Raw genomic sequence first — 18,758 nt, forward strand, 5'->3', positions numbered from 1 at the left:
TCTTGTGATCTCCCCTAGTGGGCCACGGCCGCTGCAGCGGCTTCATCGATGAGGCGGCCGGTCCGGAACCGGTCGATGGTGAAAGGTGCGTTGATCGGGTGCGGCTCATCCTTGGCAATCGTATGCGCGAAGACATGGCCGGATCCGGGCGTCGCCTTGAAGCCGCCTGTGCCCCAGCCACAGTTGACGTAGAGCCCCTGAACCGGGGTTTTCGACAGGATGGGCGAACGGTCAGGCGTCGTGTCGACGATACCACCCCAGTTGCGAAGCATGCGCATGCGCCGGAAATGCGGGAAAAGTTCGCAGATCGCGTCAATTGTGTGGTTGGTGATGTGAATGCCGCCAGCCTGCGAATAGGACACGAACTGGTCAGTGCCCGCACCGATCACAAGCTCACCCTTGTCGGACTGCGAAATGTAGGCATGGATCGTATTTGACATGACCACGCACGGGAAGGCGGGTTTCACGGGTTCGGAGACCAGTGCCTGCAGGGGGAAGGATTCCAGCGGCAGCCGGACACCGGCCATGTCCATGACGACAGACGTGTGACCGGCTGCGACGACACCGACCTTCTTGGCCTTGATGAAACCTTTGACCGTTTCCACACCCTCGACGGCCCCATTCTGGCCGCGGCGGATGCCGGTAACGGCGCAGTTCTGGATAATGTCGACACCCAGGGCATCGGCACCACGGGCATAGCCCCAGGCGACCGCATCGTGACGGGCGGTACCGCCGACGCGCTGCAAGGCCGCGCCCATGACCGGATAACGGATGTTCTTTGAAATGTTCAGAGGCGGGCAATATTCCTTTGCCTCTTCCGGCGTCAGCCACTCATTCTGAACGCCTGCCAGACGGTTGGCGTGAATATGGCGTTGTGCCACCTGAACGTCGTGAACCGTGTGCGCGAGCATCATCACGCCACGTGCAGAATACATGACGTTGTAGTTCAGTTCCTGGGACAGGTTCTGCCACAAGCCCATTGCGTGATTGTAGAGCCCGGCGCTTTCCTCCCACAGATAGTTGGAGCGCACGATGGTCGTATTGCGACCGGTGTTGCCACCGCCGAGCCAACCTTTTTCGATGACCGCGACGTTGCGGATGCCGTGTTCCTTGGCAAGGTAATAGGCAGTTGCCAGACCGTGTCCGCCGGCGCCGACAATCACGACGTCATATTCGGCCTTGGGTTCCGGAGCGCGCCACTGGCGGCCCCAGTTCTGGTGCGCGGAAAAGGCGTTTTTCGCCAGTTCCAGAAAGGAATATCGCTTCATGAAGCAGCGGCTCCGCACGTTGCCGGCAAGCAAATCGGATAAATCCGCTCGGCCGGCCGTCAGGGTCAATACGCAATTGAACGACGACTTTAGCGACACGGCCGGAGTCTCGTCCATTGGGACGCATATTCGCGATTGGGGTCGAGGTTGCGTATAAGGTTTCAGTCGCATGCTTGTCTGAATGCGACATGGGTGTCTTACGGCCTGCGATGAATTGTGCCAGACTAACCAAACCCTCGGAGAAACAATGGATTTCAGCGCTTCCTGCAAGGTGTCAGGCGGGGTAGATTTCATCGAATAGCGCAATCCCGACAGCGGATGCCGCATCGGTTCTTGCATTTGCAGATATGGACGTTAACTCTCCCCGGGAAACACACATCAGGAGATCCTTCATGGAAGTTCGCGCCGCTGTGGCCGTTGGGGCCGGAAAACCGCTTGAAGTCACCACTGTAAGGCTTGAAGGCCCGCGCGCTTTTGAAGTGCTGGTGGAAATCAAGGCAACCGGCATCTGCCATACCGATGAATTCACCCTGTCGGGTGCGGATCCGGAAGGTCTGTTTCCCGCGATTCTGGGTCACGAAGGGGCAGGTGTCGTTGTCGAGGTTGGCCCGGGTGTGACTACCCTGAAGCCGGGCGACCATGTCATTCCGCTCTACACGCCGGAATGCCGGACCTGCGAATATTGCCTCAATCCGAAAACAAACCTCTGCCAGTCGATCCGCGCGACACAGGGGCAGGGCCTGATGCCGGACGGCTCGTCCCGATTCTCGACCCTCGATGGTGACCCGATCCTGCACTACATGGGCACATCGACGTTCTCCAACTACACAGTCGTACCGGAAATCGCTCTGGCGAAGATCCGTCCGGACGCGCCATTCGACAAGGTCTGCTACATCGGCTGTGGTGTCACGACCGGCATCGGTGCGGTGATCAACACCGCAAAGGTGGAAATCGGTTCGCGTGCGATTGTCTTCGGCCTCGGCGGCATCGGTCTGAACGTTCTCCAGGGTCTGCGTCTTGCCGGTGCCGACCAGATTGTCGGCGTTGACCTGAACCCGGAAAAGAAAGAGATGGCGGAGCGTTTCGGCATGACCGATTTCGTCAATCCGAGTGAAGTAGACGGCGACCTTGTTCCGTATCTTGTGAACCTCACCAAAGGTGGGGCCGACTATACCTTCGATGCGACCGGCAACGTGAATGTCATGCGTACGGCGCTTGAATCAGCCCACAAGGGCTGGGGCGAGAGCATCATCATCGGTGTTGCTCCGGCTGGTGCTGAGATCTCGACCCGTCCGTTCCAGCTTGTGACCGGCCGCGTCTGGAAAGGCACCGCATTTGGTGGCGCGCGTGGCCGCACGGACGTTCCGAAGATCGTTGACTGGTACATGGACGGCAAGATCGAGATCGATCCGATGATCACCCACACGATGCCTCTCGAAGACATCAACAAGGGGTTCGATCTGATGCACTCCGGTGAATCGATCCGCTCGGTGGTGGTTTACTGATCGAACGTCAGGCGTACCCCGCCGACATTTTGCCAAGGCGTCGTCCCTGCGAAAGCGGGGACGCGCATGCTGCGTCTCTCCGGTCTGGCAAGGCAAGGCCGGAGAAGTCCTTTTGGATAGGCAGCTATTCAGAGATTGGAATTGACTGACAATGAAAACCCTTTCCGAAAACAAGTCCTTTGGCGGCACCCAAGGTGTCTATAGCCACATGTCGGAAGCCTGTGGTTGTGAAATGACTTTTGCGGTCTACATTCCGCCGCAGGCCAAGGACGGCCCCGTGCCATGTCTTTGGTATTTGTCGGGTCTGACGTGCACCCATGAAAACGCCATGACCAAAGCCGGGCTGCAGGCCCATGCCGCAGAGTTTGGTATTGCCGTCGTCTTTCCGGACACCAGCCCGCGTGGCGAGAGCGTTGCCAATGATGAGGCTTATGATCTGGGGCAGGGGGCGGGCTTCTACGTCAACGCGACAGAGACTCCATGGGCGCCGCATTTCCAGATGGAGACCTACATTGCCAGCGAATTGCGCGATCTGGTGACCGAGAACTTCCCAGTTTCCGTGCATCACGGGATCACCGGGCATTCCATGGGCGGGCACGGCGCGTTGACGCTGGCAATGAAATATCCCGGGCATTATCAGTCATTGTCAGCCTTTGCGCCGATCGCAAACCCCACGGCTTCCGACTGGGGCCGCAAACAGCTTGGGGCCTATCTCGGAGCTGATGAGACACTCTGGACAGCGCATGACGCGACGGTTCTGGTCAAGGAAAAGGGCTGGGCCGGTGATGTTCTGATTGATCAGGGTGCAGGCGATCAATTCTACGAACTGCTCAAACCCGCTGCACTCATCGATGCATTGACCGAAACGAAGACGGCTCACACCTACCGCTTGCAGGCAGGCTACGACCATTCCTATTATTTCGTGTCAACGTTCGCGCGCGACCACGTCGCCTGGCATGCCGAGCGACTGAAGGGTTAATCTACCACCTTCGGGCTTGGTTCTTTTCGCTCAAGGCTTTCGCGTAGGCGCTTTGGGCGAATTTTCTGGGCAATCTCAATTCGCCCAACATGTACCATTCTTCGATGTGTTCGAGCACGATAGGTTCGAACACATCGTTCATGGCCCGGACTGCGTCATGTAGATCATAGCCGGTGGTTTCTTCAGGTCTTTCCAGAGGCGGAAGAAGGACCATCCTGAAACGGGCCGGTCCCAGTCGCACAAGATATGTCGGGATAATTGTGCCGCCGCAGGAATTGGCGATCTTCACCGCGACAGTCGCATTTCCTTTTTTCGGTAATGGTCGACCGAAACTGGGCAGATGGACCTGCTTGTCGCGAACTTCGTCCACGAAAATGGTCATGGAATACTGCCCGTTGTTCATCAACCGGTGCAGTCGATACGCGCTTCTTTGCCCCGGTGGGAAAAGATACTGGTTTCGCTCCTTGCGGATGGCATGAACAATGCGGTTCTTGAACCGGTTGGGTTCAGGTTGAAATGGACCGATGCTCGGTCCGGCTAGACCCTCGTGTATTGCCACGAAAAGTGCTTCCCAGGTGCCAAGATGCATGGATGTGAAGATCACTGGTGCGCCTTTGGCCTGCGCCGCTTTCAGATGTTCCAGCCCTTCAACTTCAATACGAGCACTTTTCCATAACTTGTTGACGATGCAGAACTCGGACATCGTTCGGCCGATGTTGTGCCACCATCGTTTCAATCCTGCTTTCCGGCCCGTGTCGGTGTTCCAGCGGTTGACGGTCAGCGTTTCAAAATTACGGCTGATGCGCTGCGGAAACAGTTTGTCTCGATATGACCAGCGCATTACCGGCACGAGCAAATTGCCGACAGCCGATGCAAATGCTGGTGGGCACAGCTTCAGCGAATGATGAAAAAGGGTGTTCAGGACACCGTCCTTGACATGAACGAACCAGTGAAGCCGAGCTGCCTCCCGCTCTGCCTCCTGTTGAGAAAAGAGATCCCGTAGACGAGGAGCGGGGGGCTCTACTGCAAGAGTTTCAGCGAAGGGAATATCTTCCAGCCGCGTCTGTTTGGTCATGAATGGCGCGGGTGCAGCGTCATTGGCAGGTTTTCACCGGGGCGCAAGGTCAACCGCGCTACCGGCTGGACGTCCGTACCGTCTTTCAGCTTGAGTTCGAAATCCTGGGCGAGAATGGCCAGGCTGAGAATTGCTTCTGTCATGCCGAATTGCAGTCCGGCGCAAATGCGCGGGCCGATGCTGAAGGGGACATACCCGTATTTATTGGGTTTCTTCGATTTCGGATTGAGAAAACGGCCGGGATCAAAAACGTCCGGTTTCGACCATAGCACCGGATTGCGATGCATAAGCCATGGCACCACCATGACCAGCGAACCTTTTGGCACTGACTTGCCGCCGATGCTTGTGTCCGCCATTGCCTCTCGCGCAAGGATCGGGACCGGCGGATACAGCCGCAAGGTTTCCTCGATGACAGCCTTGGTGTAGGGCAGGTTGGGAACGTCCTGGAATGTCGGTGACCGGCCGGCGAGGACCGTGTCGAGTTCGGCCTGCAAGTTAGCCCTGCTCTTGTCGCATTGGGACAGCAGGAACCAGGCCCAGGCCAATGTGTTGGCGGTTGTTTCATGGCCGGCCATGAAAATCACGGCAGCTTCGCTGATGATTGCCTCACGGCTCAGTGGTTCGCCGTTCTCGTCTCTCGCTTCCAGCAAACCACCAATGACGGATGCTTCGCCTTTTTCCTTCTGCGCTTCGTAGTTGGCGATGATCTTGTCGAGCACCGTCATGATGCGCTCGACAGGTTTCTTGATCGCACGGCCACGAAAACGTGGCAGCCATTCGGGCAGTCCGAAGAGGGAGAGGATGTCGACCTGGTCGATATGGCGCTGATAATCCGAAAAACCCTGAACGACTTCGGCAGCATGATCCTTGCCCAGCTGGCGCCCAAAAATGGTCCGGCAAATGATCTCTGCTGTCAGGTGTGCCATATCGGCGAGCGCATCGACCTCAGCGCCTTCGCCCTGCGATGCCCAGTCGGCTCGCTGTTCCTCGATGGTTTCGATCATGATCGGCGCGAATCCTCTGACGCGCGAGCCGTGGATGATCGGTGCAACCACCTTGCGGCGTTTCGCCCAGGTTTCGGTGTCACTGATAAAAAGACCGTCGCCGAGAAGAGGCTGCAAGGCATGACGCATTTGCGGGCTCTTGCGCTGCAAGACATCGTGATTGGTCTGGAACGCTTCACGAACCACGTCTGGCCGGTTGCAGATCACCAGTTCACGAGTGAAGATCTTTTTGCTTCTGAGGCGGCTTTGAAAATCATCGACGCCCCAAATAGATAGAAAATTGCGCTTGGCCATGCCGATCAGGCTCCAGACCGGCGGCATCTTTTCATAGCGGAACGGGTAGGGCGGCACGAAGTCTTCAGCCTTGGTGGCTGTCGGTTCGGCCTTTTGGGTGTCGCCTGAAATTTGTGCGGAAACAGTCACTAAAAATAATCCGAATTGGTTCTGGTTTTACCGGAATAACCTGTCAGATGGCTTTTAGTCACTTGGGCCGAACACGTAAAGCACAGAGCGCGAGCATCAGCCATCCGAGGATCACCATCATGCCTCCGATTGGCGCCGACATCGCAAACAGGCGCCTTTCCAGAAAAGCCCGCATCAACAGGTCACCACAGAACAGGGACAGTCCTGCGGCAAGGAATATCAAAACGACGGGAAGGAGCGGCACTCTCCGCAATTGGGCGAGAAGGCCGATGCCCAGGAACACAGGCGCGTGAAACAAAAGCATGTGTGCAGCGGTTTCGATCAGGCTTGACGCGCTGGCGTGCGCGGACAATGCCAGACTTACGACGCCGGCTGCACCTGAGACACCGGCCATGGCCATGCCTGTTCTTAGAAGAGGAGCGGTCGGGGTCGCCTGAGGCTGCATGTGGGTCATCCGGTTGTCCTGGAAACGTTTGACCCGCCGGCGCAAACCGGCAGGCCTGGAGAAGGGGTCGGATCAGGCAGCAAAGCCGCGCTTTTCAAGAAGAGCATCGATCCGTGGCGCACGCCCCCGGAATGCGAGATACGCGGCTTCCGGATCTTGTCGGCCACCGGCTGAGTAGATGTAGGTCAACAGTTTTCCAGCCGTTTCCGGATCAAATACGTTGCCCTTCTCTTCAAATGCCTCAAACGCATCCGCATCCATCACTTCCGACCACATGTAGCTGTAATATCCAGCCGCGTAGCCGTCGCCCGAAAAGACATGCTGGAAATGCGGGATACGGTGACGCATCGTGATGGCTTGCGGCATGCCGATCTTGCCGAGTTCTTCCTTTTCGAAGGCTGCAACATCTAGTTCTGCCGGATCTTCCAATTGATGGAGTTCGAGATCGATCAGCGCGGAAGCCGTATACTCTACCGTCGCAAACCCCTGATTGAAATTGGCGGCAGCAAGCAGCTTGTCGAGAAGGGCCTCGGGCATCGGTTCGCCGGTCTTGTAGTGAACGGCGTATTTTGAAAGCACTTCGGGTTGAGACAACCAGTGCTCATAAAGCTGAGAGGGCAACTCGACGAAGTCACGCGAGACGCTGGTGCCCGAGATCATGGGGTAGGTCACATTCGAAAGAAGACCGTGCAGGCCATGGCCAAACTCGTGGAACAGGGTCCGGGCATCATCGAACGTCAGCAGCGTGGCCTCACCCTTGGCACCCTTGGAGAAATTCATCACATTGACGATGATCGGCGTTACGTCGCCTTCCAGCCTGTGTTGCGACCGGAATGCACTCATCCAGGCACCGGATCTTTTTGACGACCGTGCGAAATAGTCTCCCAGAAAGAGACCGACGTGATTGCCATCCTTGCCGAGTACTTCAAACACCCGGACATCCGGATGGTAGACCGGCATGTCCTTGAGTTCTTTGAAAGCAAGCCCGAAGAGACGTGTTGCCGTGTCAAAGGCGGCCTGGATGATGTTTTCAAGCTGCAGGTAAGGCTTCAGCTCCGTTTCATCCAGATCGTGTTCGGCCTTGCGGACCTTTTCGGAATAAAAGCGCCAGTCCCATGCCTCGATAGAATGGTTTTCGCCGGCATTGCGCGCCATGTCCGCCAGCTTGGCTTCTTCTTCCCGCGCCTGAGCGACCGCCGGTTCCCAGACCTTCACAAGCAGGCCTCTGACGTTGTCAGGCGTCTTGGCCATCGTGTCATCGAGCTTGAACTCCGCAAAGTTCTTGAAGCCGAGCATCCGGGCTTTCTCGTCCCGCAGTTTGAGGGTTTCGCTGATGATTGCCCGGTTGTCGGTCTGGCCGCCGTTTTCTCCCCGGGCGGACCATGCCTTGAAGGCTTCTTCACGCAAACGCCGGTTGGTGGAAAATTGAAGGAAAGGTTCAATCGAGGAACGGGAAAGCGTGATGACGTGCTTTCCGTCAAGCCCTCGTTCGTTTGCAGCTTCGGCAGCCGACGTCAGCAGGAAGTCAGGCAGGCCGGCACGGTCTTCCTCGGTTTCCAGAACAAGCTGATAGTCCGACTCATCCTTGAGTACGTTCTGGGAAAAGCTGGTGCCGAGGGTGGCAAGTCTTTGCGAAATGTCAGCCATCCGCGCCTTGCCGGCATCGTCAAGGCCTGCACCGGCCCGCTGGAACATTTTCTGATACCGTTCGAGAACGCGTGCGTCTTCGGCATTGAGTTCAAGCGAATCCCTTTGCTCCCACAAAGCAGCAATCCTGCCGTAAAGCTTGGAATTCAGCAGCATTTCCGAGGAATGTTTTGCAAGCTTCGGCGCCACGTCGCGCTCGATCTTTTGCAGGGCCTCATTGGTATGGGCACCGGTCAGGTTGAAAAACGTCCTTGCAACCTTGGTGAGCGTCTTTCCTGACGTCTCCAGGGCAACAATCGTGTTTTCAAAAGTCGGCGCCACGACCTGATCGGCGATCCTGTCAGTGTCCGCCTTGGCTTCCGCCATGGCGGCGTCGAATGCCTCCTCGAAATGCTCGGGAGAGATCGTTTCGAAGGGAGGCAGGTCGAACGGCGTGGTCCAGTCGGAAAGAAGCGGATTGACGGTCATTTGTGCCTCGGAAGGTATCTTGAAGGATGTCAGCGACATATGGCGCAGATTGGGATCGGTTCCAAGCACTCTGCGGCTAAATAGCGCCTTGAAGCCGATCAGGCCGCAGAACGCGATATGGCAACCGGTGTTTCTGTTCGGCGGGTAAGGAAGGCAACGGCAATCGCTTGCCTCATGATGTCTTGTATCGGTCTTTCGATGTCATTGGCATCAAGTGGAGGCCGCTTACCACATCGAGGTCTTGGCACGCTCCGGCCATTCACGGTCATAGGTTTCACCATCGAAACTTGCCTTGATTTCCTTCATGATTTCACCTGGTGACGGCAAGTCGCCCTTGCCGGTCCTGTTCTCGGTTTCCCAGAGGCCGGCACGCATGATGGCGCGCGCGCACTGGAAGTAGACCGAACCGATCGTGACCACGATCACCGAACGAGGCAAATGCCCCTCTTTCTCGAAGCTGGCAATAAGGTCCTGCTCGACGGAAAGTACTGCCTTGCCGTTGATCCTCAGAACGTTGTTCCAGCCGGGAATCATGAACATGAGCGAGACACGCGGGTCGCGAACAATATTGCGCAGCGAGTCGATCCTGTTGTTGCCCCGCCGGTCGGGCATCAGCAACGTCTGGTCATCCTGTATCCTGACAACCATGCCGTCGTCGCCGCGTGGAGAGCAGTCGAGCCCTTCTGGTCCGCAGGTTGCAAGTGTGCAGAAGTTGGAAGCCTCGACAATCCTGCGATACGCAGGGCTCAGATGATCGATTTCCTTGATCAAGGACGCTTCTCCGGCAGTGCCGTAGTGTGCGTGAAGGTCCTCAAGGGAAGTGAGGATGCTCATTGAAATGATTCCGGGCGGGTGTACGGGGACGAAGGCGAGAGCCGCAGCTTATCCGCCCGTATCCGTCTCCGTCAATTTCGCCGCGGACGTCCTTTGAGCTCCGTCCGATCTTGCACTTTGGTCTAACGCTTTGAAATTCCGGATTTTTGAACCTTTACGTCAAGGTAACTTCGCGTTGCGGTGTGCGCGAGAAGTAAGTGGCTGAAAATCATAAAGAAATAAAATGACGCGATGCAATAAAGATCGCGAGGAAATTCGAAGATTAGCCGTGATTACTTCGAAAGTATAATGGGTTGGTGAGGGTGAGCGATCCGATAGTCGTATTGCTGTTTTGCAGATGATTTTTTTACAGTCGTGGCAGCTTGCAGTTTTGGTGCGGAGGAGCCGGGATCCCGGACGGGGAACAAGCCGGAATTGCTTGCAGCTGTACAGCTATTGCAGGCGTGCCCGAGGTGGGTACGCGACGCCTTTCTGGGAGGAAAGTATGAGCTTAATTCGTAAACCCCTCAATCGTCGTTCCATTTTGCGCGCTGGCGCATTGGGCGGTGCCGCATTGGCAACGCCGACCATTTTCACCAGCCGCGCATGGTCTGCCGGTTATCTCAACGAACCGACAGGCGCTGAAGTCGTTCTGGGCTTCAACGTTCCGCAGACCGGCGCATATGCCGACGAAGGGGCAGACGAACTGCGTGCCTATCAGCTTGCCGTCAAGCACCTGAACGGTGAAGGCGACGGCGGTCTGTTGAACACCTTCTCGTCCAAGGAACTCAAGGGCAACGGCGTCAACGGCAAGAAGGTCGCCTTCGTGACCGGTGACACGCAGACCAAGTCTGATGCAGCCCGTGCATCCGCAAAGCGCATGATCGAAAAAGACGGCGCTATCATGATTACCGGTGGTTCGTCCTCCGGTGTGGCGATCGCCGTGCAGTCGCTCTGCCAGGAAGCCGGCGTCATCTTCATGGCGGGGCTGACCCACTCCAACGACACCACCGGCAAGGACAAGCGCAAGAACGGTTTCCGTCACTTCTTCAACACCGAAATGTCCGGCGCTGCGCTGGCTCCGGTTCTGAAGAACAACTACGGCACCGATCGCAAGGCCTATCACCTTACCGCCGACTACACCTGGGGCTGGTCTCAGGAAGAATCCATCAAGAAGTACACCGAAGGCATGGGCTGGGAGACAACAGCTGCTGTTCGTACGCCGCTTGGCGCTGGTGACTTCTCGCAGTACATCACGCCGGTTCTGAACTCCGGTGCTGACGTTCTTGTTCTGAACCACTATGGCAAGGACATGGTGAACTCCCTGACCCAGGCTGTTCAGTTCGGTCTGCGCGACAAGCAGGTCAACGGCAAGGACTTCGTAATCGTTGTTCCGCTGTATTCTCGTCTGATGGCACAGGGTGCCGGTGAAAACGTGAAGGGTATCTTCGGCTCCACCAACTGGCACTGGTCGCTGCAGGACGAAGGCTCCAAGGCTTTCGTCAAGTCCTTCGGTCAGGAATACGGCTTCCCGCCGAGCCAGGCTGCGCACACCTGCTACGTCCAGACCCTGCTTTATGCCGATGCCGCACAGCGGGCTGGCACGTTCGATCCTTGCGCGATCGCCGCAGCTCTCGAAGGCTTCGAGTTCGACGGCATGGGCAATGGTCCGACCCTCTATCGTGCAGATGACCACCAGTGCTTCAAGGACGTTCTGGTCGTGAAGGGTAAAGAAAACCCGAGCTCCCAGTTCGACCTTCTCGAAGTGGTGGAAGTCACTCCGCGTTCGCAGGTCGAATACCCGGCAGACATGCTGGGTGGCGAACTCGGCGCGTGCAACAACGGCGCATAAGCTCTTGAACGTCGGCAGCCGCCGGAGGATCTCCGCCGGCGGCTGCTGCTTATCAGGACGCAAGTGACGCAGCAAATAGCGGCAAGACCATGGATGTGATTATTCTTCAACTGCTGAACGGGTTGGACAAGGGCGGAGCTTACGCGCTGATCGCCTTGGGACTGACCCTGATTTTCGGGACCCTTGGGGTCGTCAACTTCGCGCATGGTGCCTTGTTCATGCTTGGTGCGTTCTGCGCGGTGTCGTTCAACAAGCTTCTCAGCCTGGAGATCGTGACGACGGATCCGACCAAGACGACGGCGTGGGGAACTCCCCTCGAAATCCGTACACCCTACATCGAAGCATACCTCGGAGACTTCGGTCACTGGGTGCTCAACTATTCGGTGCCGGTTTCCATCCTGCTTGCCATTCCGGTCATGCTGCTTTTCGGTTTCATCATGGAACGCGGCCTGATCAAGCACTTCTACAACCGGGCGCACGCCGATCAGATCCTCGTCACCTTCGGCCTCGCTATCGTTCTTCAGGAAATCATCAAGTCGATCTTCGGCGCCAACCCGATCCCGCAAACCGCGCCAGATGCCGTACGCGGAGCAGCCGACATCGGAGCTGCCCTCGGCTTGGATCCTGGCGTGATCGTCTATCCGTACTGGCGCATGGTCTACCTTGCCTTCGCAGGCGCCATCATCGCAGCCGTCTTCGCCTTCCTGCAATTCACCACCTTCGGCATGGTTGTCCGGGCCGGCATGGCAGACCGTCATACGGTCGGGCTGCTGGGCATCAACATCGAGCGCCGTTTCACCATCGTTTTCGCGATTGCCGCAGTGGTCGCCGGTCTAGCCGGGGTCATGTACACGCCGATCCTGCCACCCGACTATCACATGGGCATGGACTTCCTCGTGCTCAGCTTCGTCGTGGTGGTTGTTGGCGGCATGGGGTCGCTGCCTGGAGCCGTCGCGGCAGGTTTCCTGCTCGGCATCCTGCAGTCCTTCGCATCGATGAATGAAATCAAGGCCATTCTTCCAGGCATCGACCAGATCATCATCTATCTCGTTGCTGTGGTCATCCTTCTCGTGCGTCCGCGCGGGCTGATGGGCCGCAAGGGCGTCATGGAGAACTAAAAAAATGTCTACAAAAACATCTCCGGCACGCGACTACATCTTCTTCGCGATCTTTGCTGTCGCGGTGCTTACGATGCCGATCTGGCTTGAGCCGATTGGTGCCGGTTATCCCGACCTTCTGCAGAAGTTTGCAATCTTTGGTCTCTTTGCGACCGGTTTCAACATTCTGTTCGGTCTGACTGGATACCTGTCATTCGGCCATGCCGCGTTTCTGGGTGTCGGTTCCTACACCGCAGTCTGGACGTTCAAGCTGCTTGGCATGAACCCGATCCCTGCCGTGATCATGGCAATCATCGCGTCCGGCATCTTCGCGCTTGCCATCGGCTATGTGTCGCTGCGCCGTTCGGGCATCTATTTCTCGATCCTGACGCTCGCTTTCGCTCAGATGTCCTATAACCTGGCCTATTCGGTTCTGACGCCAATCACCAACGGGGAGACCGGCTTGCGTGTTCTGCGCAGCGACCCGCGTCTGTTCGATGGCAATGGCGGTCAGGAAGGCCCGCTGATCGCGAACCTGTTCGGCATTGAAATGACCGGGTGGGGCGGGTTCTACTTCTGTGCGGTCATCCTTCTGATCGGCTTCTTCGTTGCACAGCGGATCTTCCGATCGCCTTTCGGCATCATGTTGCGCGCCGTGAAGACCAACCAGAACCGTATGACCTACACCGGCCTCAATCCGCGTCCCTACACACTGGCGGCGTTCGTGATCTCGGGCATGTATGCAGGTCTGGCCGGTGCTTTGATGTGCATCACCGATCCGCTGGCAGGTGCAGAGCGCATGCAATGGACTGCATCGGGAGAGGTCGTTCTCATGACCATTCTCGGCGGCGCAGGCACCTTGCTCGGCCCGATCTTCGGTGCGGCGCTGATCAAGTATTTCGAGAACATCTTTTCTGCCTTCAACGAGCAGACCCTGCATGAGATTTTCGGTTTCCTTCCGGACTTTATCGAAGGCCCCGTCATCTCCGTTGCCGGCCTGTTCGTCGGTGAAGGCTGGCATCTTACGCTCGGTGTTCTCTTCATGCTGATCGTTATCTTCCTGCCTGGTGGCATCATGGAAGGCGTGTCCCGGATCGGTAAGCTGTTCAAGCGGTCGTCCGGCAAGTCCGAACCGAACCGTGCAACTGCCCCTGCAGAGTAAGGAACAAGAATATGGAAATCCTACGTGTAGAGGGTGTCAACAAGTCGTTCGGCGGTCTGAGAGCCCTCAACAATGTCAACTTCTCGGTGGAGCAGGGCACTGTTCACGCGATCATCGGGCCGAACGGAGCGGGCAAGTCGACCTTCCTGAACTGCATGATCGGCCGGTTGATCCCGGATACCGGCACGGTGAAGTTCGGTGATATCTCGCTCACAGGCATGAAGCCCTACGAGATCAACCAGGTCGGCGTTTCTCGGGTGTTCCAGACCCCTGAAATTTTCGCAGAACTCACCCTGCTGGAAAACGTCATCATCCCCACCATGGCAAAGCGCGACGGACAGTTCTCACTGCGTCCGTTCAAGCGGCTCGATAGGGATGCAGAAATCCAGGACAAGGCACTTCACATGCTGGAGGACGTCGGCCTGGCGGAGAAAAAAGACGTTATTTCCGGTTCCCTGTCACGTGGTGACAAGCGCCGGCTCGAGCTGGCCATGTGCCTCTCGCAGGATCCGAAGCTGCTGCTTCTCGATGAACCGACCGCGGGCATGTCCCGCGCCGATACCAACAACACGATCGATCTTCTGAAACGGATTGCCGGACGCGGTATCACCAAGGTGGTCATCGAACATGACATGCATGTCGTGTTCTCGCTTGCCGACAAGGTCACCGTGCTCGCACAGGGAACGATCATCGCGGAAGGCAAGCCCGAAGAGATCAAGGGCGACCCGCGCGTACAGGAAGCTTATCTCGGAGGAGCGCATCTGTGACCCTACTTGACGATCAGTTTAGCGGTCGGTCCGCTCCCGGCGTCCCGCCGCGCAAATCTCAAGGCGGCGCCCCGGCATTTTTCTCTGCGTGGGACCTGCATGCCTATTACGGCGAAAGCTATATCGTTCAGGGTGTCAGTTTTGACATTCGTGAGGGCGAGATCCTGGCACTTCTGGGCCGCAATGGCGCAGGCAAGACATCGACGTTGCGCGCAATCGCCCGGATGGAGGATCCGCAGCTGAAACATGGCGAGGTGTGGCTCGATCACAAGCCGCTTCACACCATGAAGAGCTTTCAGGCAGCCCGCCAGGGCGTCGGCCTCGTTCCGGAAGACAGACGCATCATTCCGGGACTGACGGTTCAGGAGAACCTGGAGCTTTCGCAGATTGCCGAGCCGGTCGGATGGTCGATCGAGCGTATCTACGAGCATTTCCCGAGGTTGGCCGAACGACGGTCGCAGGACGCCATCACCATGTCCGGCGGCGAACAGCAGATGCTGGCTGTTGCACGTATCCTCGCGCGCGACATCAAACTGCTGTTGCTGGACGAGCCCTATGAAGGCCTCGCGCCGGTGATCGTTCAGGAGATCGAGCGCATCCTCGAAGGCGTGAAGGATCTCGGCATCACGACCATCATTGTTGAACAGAACGCAATCGCGGCGCTTCACCTTGCCGACAGGGCGGTCATTCTGGACATGGGAGAGGTCGTGTTCGACGGATCGGCACAGGAAGTCCTCGACAATCCGCAACTGCGTCAGGAATACTTGGCGATCTGAGCCTCCGGACATTTCAGAAGCTGAAGGCCGGTGCCAAGCACCGGCCTTTTTTGTCTGCCGGCATTGGTTGAAGGCGGCGGCGGCGGCCTATAGTCTGTCCAGACTGTTTTCATTTTTTATCGGGTTTCTTTGTGACCAGCCTCAAATCGGAATTGCCGAGCTTCACTGGATTTGCGGTCTTTGCCGCCTTCACCTTCGCGGGTGATGCCTTGAAACCGGAAACGATCGGGATTGTCCCGTCGCTGTTGCTACTGGCGGCCATATTCGTCACGGTTATGTGGTGCGCCTTTTCGGTCGTCCGGCACGCGGAATGCCTGGCAACCCTGCTTGGCGAACCCTTCGGTACCTTGATCCTGACACTGGCGGTCATCGGGATCGAAGTAGCGCTGATTGTTGCGATCATGCTGTCGGGCGACGCCATTCCGACGATGGCACGCAACACGATGTTCTCGGTCGTGATGATTGTCCTGAACGGGCTGGTTGGCCTGTGTCTTTTGGCAGGCGGTCTGCGCCACAAGAACCAGACCTATAATCTGCAAGGCGCGAATGCGTTCCTGTCGGTGCTTGTGCCTCTGGCAATCTTTGCACTCGTGTTGCCGCGCATCACCCACTCGGCTCCTGGCGGAGAGCTGTCTCCGCTACAGTCAGCGTTCGATGTCGTCATGTGCCTGCTGCTGTATGGCGTGTTTCTGGCGATCCAGACGGTAACGCACAGCGATATCTTTCGGCAGCCCGACGACGACGGCCATGATGAAGGGCATCATGGCGTGGTCGTCCGGTCGATGCCGTTTCACATCATTGGCCTGTTCGGGGCACTTCTTCCGATCATCCTCCTGTCGAAGAAGCTCGCACTCTATGTGGAATTCGGTATCGAGGGGCTGGGAGCACCGCTGGCCTTGAGCGGGTTCATTGTTGCGGCACTTGTGCTGATGCCCGAGGGGCTCAGCGCTTTGCAGGCCGCACGTGATAACAAGCTTCAGCGCGCTGTAAATATCTGCCTTGGATCTGCGGTGGCGACCATAGGTCTGACGGTGCCGGCCGTCCTTCTCGTAAGTTGGGTGACGGGACTCAAGATTGAGCTCGGCCTGGAACCTGCCGACATCATCATGCTCGTGCTGACCCTGTTCATAAGCCTGTTGACGTTCGGCAGCAGGGCGACGAACTATCTCCAGGGCGCGGTTCACCTGGCACTGTTCGCCGCCTATGTAATGATGATCTTCGACTTGTCCTGAAAATTACGCTCTCCTGGAGTTTTTCGTCCGAGCAAATGCTTGGACTGCTCCGGGGAATATGATTTGTATCAATAAAGTTAACACTTAACAGATTGGCCCAACATGCTGCTTTTGACCGAAGACCAGACCCGCGATGCATTGCCATATCCTGATCTGATAGACGCTTTGGCAAAGATGTTCCGGTCTGGCTGCGTGATGCCAACCCGCCACCATCATGACATGGAAATACCCGGTGAGCCCGATGCGACTGTGCTGCTGATGCCGGCCTGGGTGCCGGGCGGATATGCGGGCGTGAAGGTGGTCAATGTGGTTCCGGGCAATTCGGAGCGCAATCTTCCCGCAATTTCTGCGCAATACCTTTTGTCGGATGCACGAACCGGAGAGATGCTCGCGCTAATCGACGGCGGGGAATTGACAGCCAGGCGCACCGCAGCGGCCTCCGCACTTGCGGCCAGCTACCTGGCTCGCTCCGACGCGCGGCATCTGCTGGTACTCGGCACCGGGCGCCTTGCTCCCAATCTGATCGCCGCGCATATGGCCGTTCGTTCCATTGACGAAGTCACCATCTGGGGGCGGTCCAGGGAAAAGACGGAAGAAGTCGTGCGCTCGCTTGCCGACCAGTTTCCGGTGAAACTGAAATCAGCAACAAGTTTGAAGGAAGCGCTTGGGGAAGCGGATATCGTCAGTGCCGCAACACTCTCTTCCGAACCCTTGATCAAGGGGGCCTTGTTGAAGCCGGGAACGCATGTGGATCTTGTGGGGGCCTTCAAGCCCAGCATGCGCGAGAGTGACGACGATCTTGTCAAGCGGGCAGAGATCTTCGTGGACACCCGCGATGGGTGCCTTTCCGAAGGTGGAGATATCGTTCAGCCAATCAAGGCCGGGGTATTGTCGCCAGGCGAAATCAAGGCTGACCTGTATGAGCTTTGTCGGGGTGACCATCCTGGCCGGCAGAGTGAAGAAGCCATCACCATGTTCAAGTCGGTGGGGGCTGCGCTGGAAGACCTTGCCGGCGCCATTCTTGCCTACCAGTCAGTCGAGCATTGATTGGAAACACACAGGGCGCGGGGCGGTTTGCCGCCTCAGCCCAATTCGAACGTTGTGATGCCGTAGAGCTGGTCCAAAGGCAGATCGGGTGCCAGGCCGCGATACATGCGGAAGGTTTCGAATTCCGGTGACAGCTCGTATTTTTCCGCCATCAGCAATGCTGCCGCATTGGGTTCGGGCGTGTCGAGGATAATGGTCTGCCCTTTGACCTGTCCGGCAAGTGTGCGGAACAAGGTATCGGCAATTTCCGGCTCATCCGCGAAAAGGGGCCCGATCTTGTAGCCTTCGTGGCACTGGCGGATAATGCCGTATCCCCTGACATGACCATCTTCGACAAAGGCAAAGCCGCGGCGTGTTTCCAGCATGGGGGCGGCCCAGGTCTTCAGGAATTGCGTGCGTTCAGCCGGAAAGAAGCGCTGGTCATAATCACGTATGCCGGGAAAAAGGCCGTGACCAAGTGGTGCAAGGCGCGGGTCCATGGGCGTATCGCACATTGAGATGCCGGCATGCCGGATGTTCCGGTAGACAGATTTGAACCCGTGCTGGGCATAACTCGCAGTCTGCTCATTTACCGCATCCAGACCGATGATACGAGACCCCAGATATGCCATTGCATGGTCCCAGATCCGGTGGCCGTATCCCATGGTCCGGAATTCGGGCTTGCAGATATAGAGCCCGATGAAGCCGAATGTATCGCCGTAGCGGACTGCCGAAATAACGTTGATCAACTTTCCGTCTATTTCGCCGGCAAAATACCCGTTCGGATCGGCTGTGAAGAATGCTGGGCCGTCTTCAATCCCGGGGTTCCAACCTTCCTCCATCGCCAATTCGAGTGGAATGTGAATCTCACTTTCCTTCAGCTGACGAATCCTGAACGCGTCTGTCATCCGACCTCCCGAGCATTTGCAGGCTTTTGCAACAGCGTAGGATGACTCGAAATGAAAAGAAACACTTGCCTGAGGTGGCATTCCCCCGGCTTTGCCTGAACAGCTGACGGTTGCTGATGTCGTCTCCCTTGCGTCGGAACCACAAGTGTGCATCACTTTCCCTAAGGGTATTTGATCGACGGGGGCGCCGGACGCTTTGGAGCCGGAAGTGCCTCCGTGTGAGTTCCATCACAGACAGGCAGCAGCTCTAGCGCGATAGTTACACGCGGATTTAAGCGCTGAGGACGTTATGCAGAAACGGGATTATCGAC

The 18,758-nt window shown here is 57.3% G+C and carries 16 protein-coding genes; 9 read left to right on the plus strand and 7 right to left on the minus strand.

The genetic code is table 11. The features are described 5' to 3' along the window. Positions 1–14: 14 nt before the first annotated feature. Entirely contained in the window at positions 15–1,268 is a 1,254-nt protein-coding gene (locus tag ACVDG9_RS11080) for a sarcosine oxidase subunit beta family protein (RefSeq protein ID WP_031268788.1), read from the minus strand. Between the two features lie 392 nt (positions 1,269–1,660). Here ACVDG9_RS11080 and ACVDG9_RS11085 point away from each other — a divergent pair, with 392 nt between their 5' ends. Then, positions 1,661–2,773 carry an S-(hydroxymethyl)glutathione dehydrogenase/class III alcohol dehydrogenase gene (locus ACVDG9_RS11085; protein ID WP_022999395.1) on the plus strand — a complete coding sequence of 371 codons (1,113 nt, stop codon included), beginning with the start codon at positions 1,661–1,663 and terminating at the stop codon, positions 2,771–2,773. Positions 2,774–2,924: 151 nt separating this feature from the next. Continuing rightward, positions 2,925–3,752 carry an S-formylglutathione hydrolase gene (gene fghA, locus ACVDG9_RS11090; RefSeq protein ID WP_447237978.1) on the plus strand — a complete coding sequence of 276 codons (828 nt, stop codon included), beginning with the start codon at positions 2,925–2,927 and terminating at the stop codon, positions 3,750–3,752. 1 nt (position 3,753) lies between these two features. On the opposite strand, the gene ACVDG9_RS11095 is transcribed toward fghA, so the two are convergent. The 5 genes from ACVDG9_RS11095 to ACVDG9_RS11115 all read right to left on the minus strand — a co-directional run bounded on the left by ACVDG9_RS11095 (position 3,754) and on the right by ACVDG9_RS11115 (position 9,648). Continuing rightward, complete coding sequence (locus ACVDG9_RS11095; protein WP_447237979.1) at positions 3,754–4,827, minus strand: lysophospholipid acyltransferase family protein; 1,074 nt, start codon at positions 4,825–4,827, stop codon at positions 3,754–3,756. Then, positions 4,824–6,254, minus strand: coding sequence for a cytochrome P450 (locus ACVDG9_RS11100; protein ID WP_447237980.1), 1,431 nt, complete (start codon positions 6,252–6,254; stop codon positions 4,824–4,826). Before ACVDG9_RS11100 ends, ACVDG9_RS11095 begins: the two co-directional genes overlap by 4 nt. Positions 6,255–6,312: 58 nt before the next feature. Continuing rightward, on the minus strand, positions 6,313–6,708 hold the full coding sequence (locus ACVDG9_RS11105) for a DUF423 domain-containing protein (RefSeq protein WP_031268787.1): 396 nt from the start codon (positions 6,706–6,708) through the stop codon (positions 6,313–6,315). Positions 6,709–6,771: 63 nt separating this feature from the next. Beyond that, entirely contained in the window at positions 6,772–8,814 is a 2,043-nt protein-coding gene (locus ACVDG9_RS11110; RefSeq protein WP_447237981.1) for a M3 family metallopeptidase, read from the minus strand. Positions 8,815–9,039: 225 nt separating this feature from the next. Then, entirely contained in the window at positions 9,040–9,648 is a 609-nt protein-coding gene (locus ACVDG9_RS11115) for a pyridoxamine 5'-phosphate oxidase family protein (protein WP_022999389.1), read from the minus strand. A gap of 484 nt (positions 9,649–10,132) precedes the next feature. Between ACVDG9_RS11115 and ACVDG9_RS11120 the strand changes: the two genes are divergently transcribed. The 7 genes from ACVDG9_RS11120 (at position 10,133) to lhpI (ending at position 17,560) form a co-directional block, all read left to right on the plus strand. Next, on the plus strand, positions 10,133–11,479 hold the full coding sequence (locus ACVDG9_RS11120; protein WP_031268785.1) for a substrate-binding protein: 1,347 nt from the start codon (positions 10,133–10,135) through the stop codon (positions 11,477–11,479). A gap of 89 nt (positions 11,480–11,568) precedes the next feature. Then, positions 11,569–12,597: a branched-chain amino acid ABC transporter permease gene (locus tag ACVDG9_RS11125; RefSeq protein WP_022999387.1), complete on the plus strand. Its 1,029-nt coding sequence runs from the start codon at positions 11,569–11,571 to the stop codon at positions 12,595–12,597. 4 nt (positions 12,598–12,601) lie between these two features. Next, the gene (locus ACVDG9_RS11130) at positions 12,602–13,738 is read left to right on the plus strand and encodes a branched-chain amino acid ABC transporter permease (RefSeq protein ID WP_075282584.1); all 1,137 of its coding nucleotides are present in this window, start codon (positions 12,602–12,604) and stop codon (positions 13,736–13,738) included. An 11-nt stretch (positions 13,739–13,749) separates the two neighbouring features. Continuing rightward, a complete protein-coding gene (locus tag ACVDG9_RS11135; RefSeq protein ID WP_022999385.1) occupies positions 13,750–14,505 on the plus strand; it encodes an ABC transporter ATP-binding protein in 756 nt (251 codons plus the stop codon). Continuing rightward, positions 14,502–15,281: an ABC transporter ATP-binding protein gene (locus tag ACVDG9_RS11140; protein ID WP_022999384.1), complete on the plus strand. Its 780-nt coding sequence runs from the start codon at positions 14,502–14,504 to the stop codon at positions 15,279–15,281. The genes ACVDG9_RS11135 and ACVDG9_RS11140 overlap by 4 nt, the downstream gene beginning before the upstream one ends. Positions 15,282–15,412: 131 nt before the next feature. Further along, positions 15,413–16,513, plus strand: coding sequence for a calcium:cation antiporter (locus ACVDG9_RS11145; RefSeq protein ID WP_447237982.1), 1,101 nt, complete (start codon positions 15,413–15,415; stop codon positions 16,511–16,513). 102 nt (positions 16,514–16,615) lie between these two features. Further along, the gene (gene lhpI / locus ACVDG9_RS11150) at positions 16,616–17,560 is read left to right on the plus strand and encodes a bifunctional Delta(1)-pyrroline-2-carboxylate/Delta(1)-piperideine-2-carboxylate reductase (protein WP_055653978.1); all 945 of its coding nucleotides are present in this window, start codon (positions 16,616–16,618) and stop codon (positions 17,558–17,560) included. Positions 17,561–17,595: 35 nt separating this feature from the next. Here lhpI and ACVDG9_RS11155 read toward each other — a convergent pair whose 3' ends face one another. Further along, positions 17,596–18,447, minus strand: a complete 852-nt coding sequence (locus ACVDG9_RS11155) for a GNAT family N-acetyltransferase (RefSeq protein ID WP_447237983.1) — start codon at positions 18,445–18,447, stop codon at positions 17,596–17,598. Between the last annotated feature and the right edge of the window lie 311 nt (positions 18,448–18,758).

The organism is Roseibium sp. RP-7 (assembly GCF_053005225.1).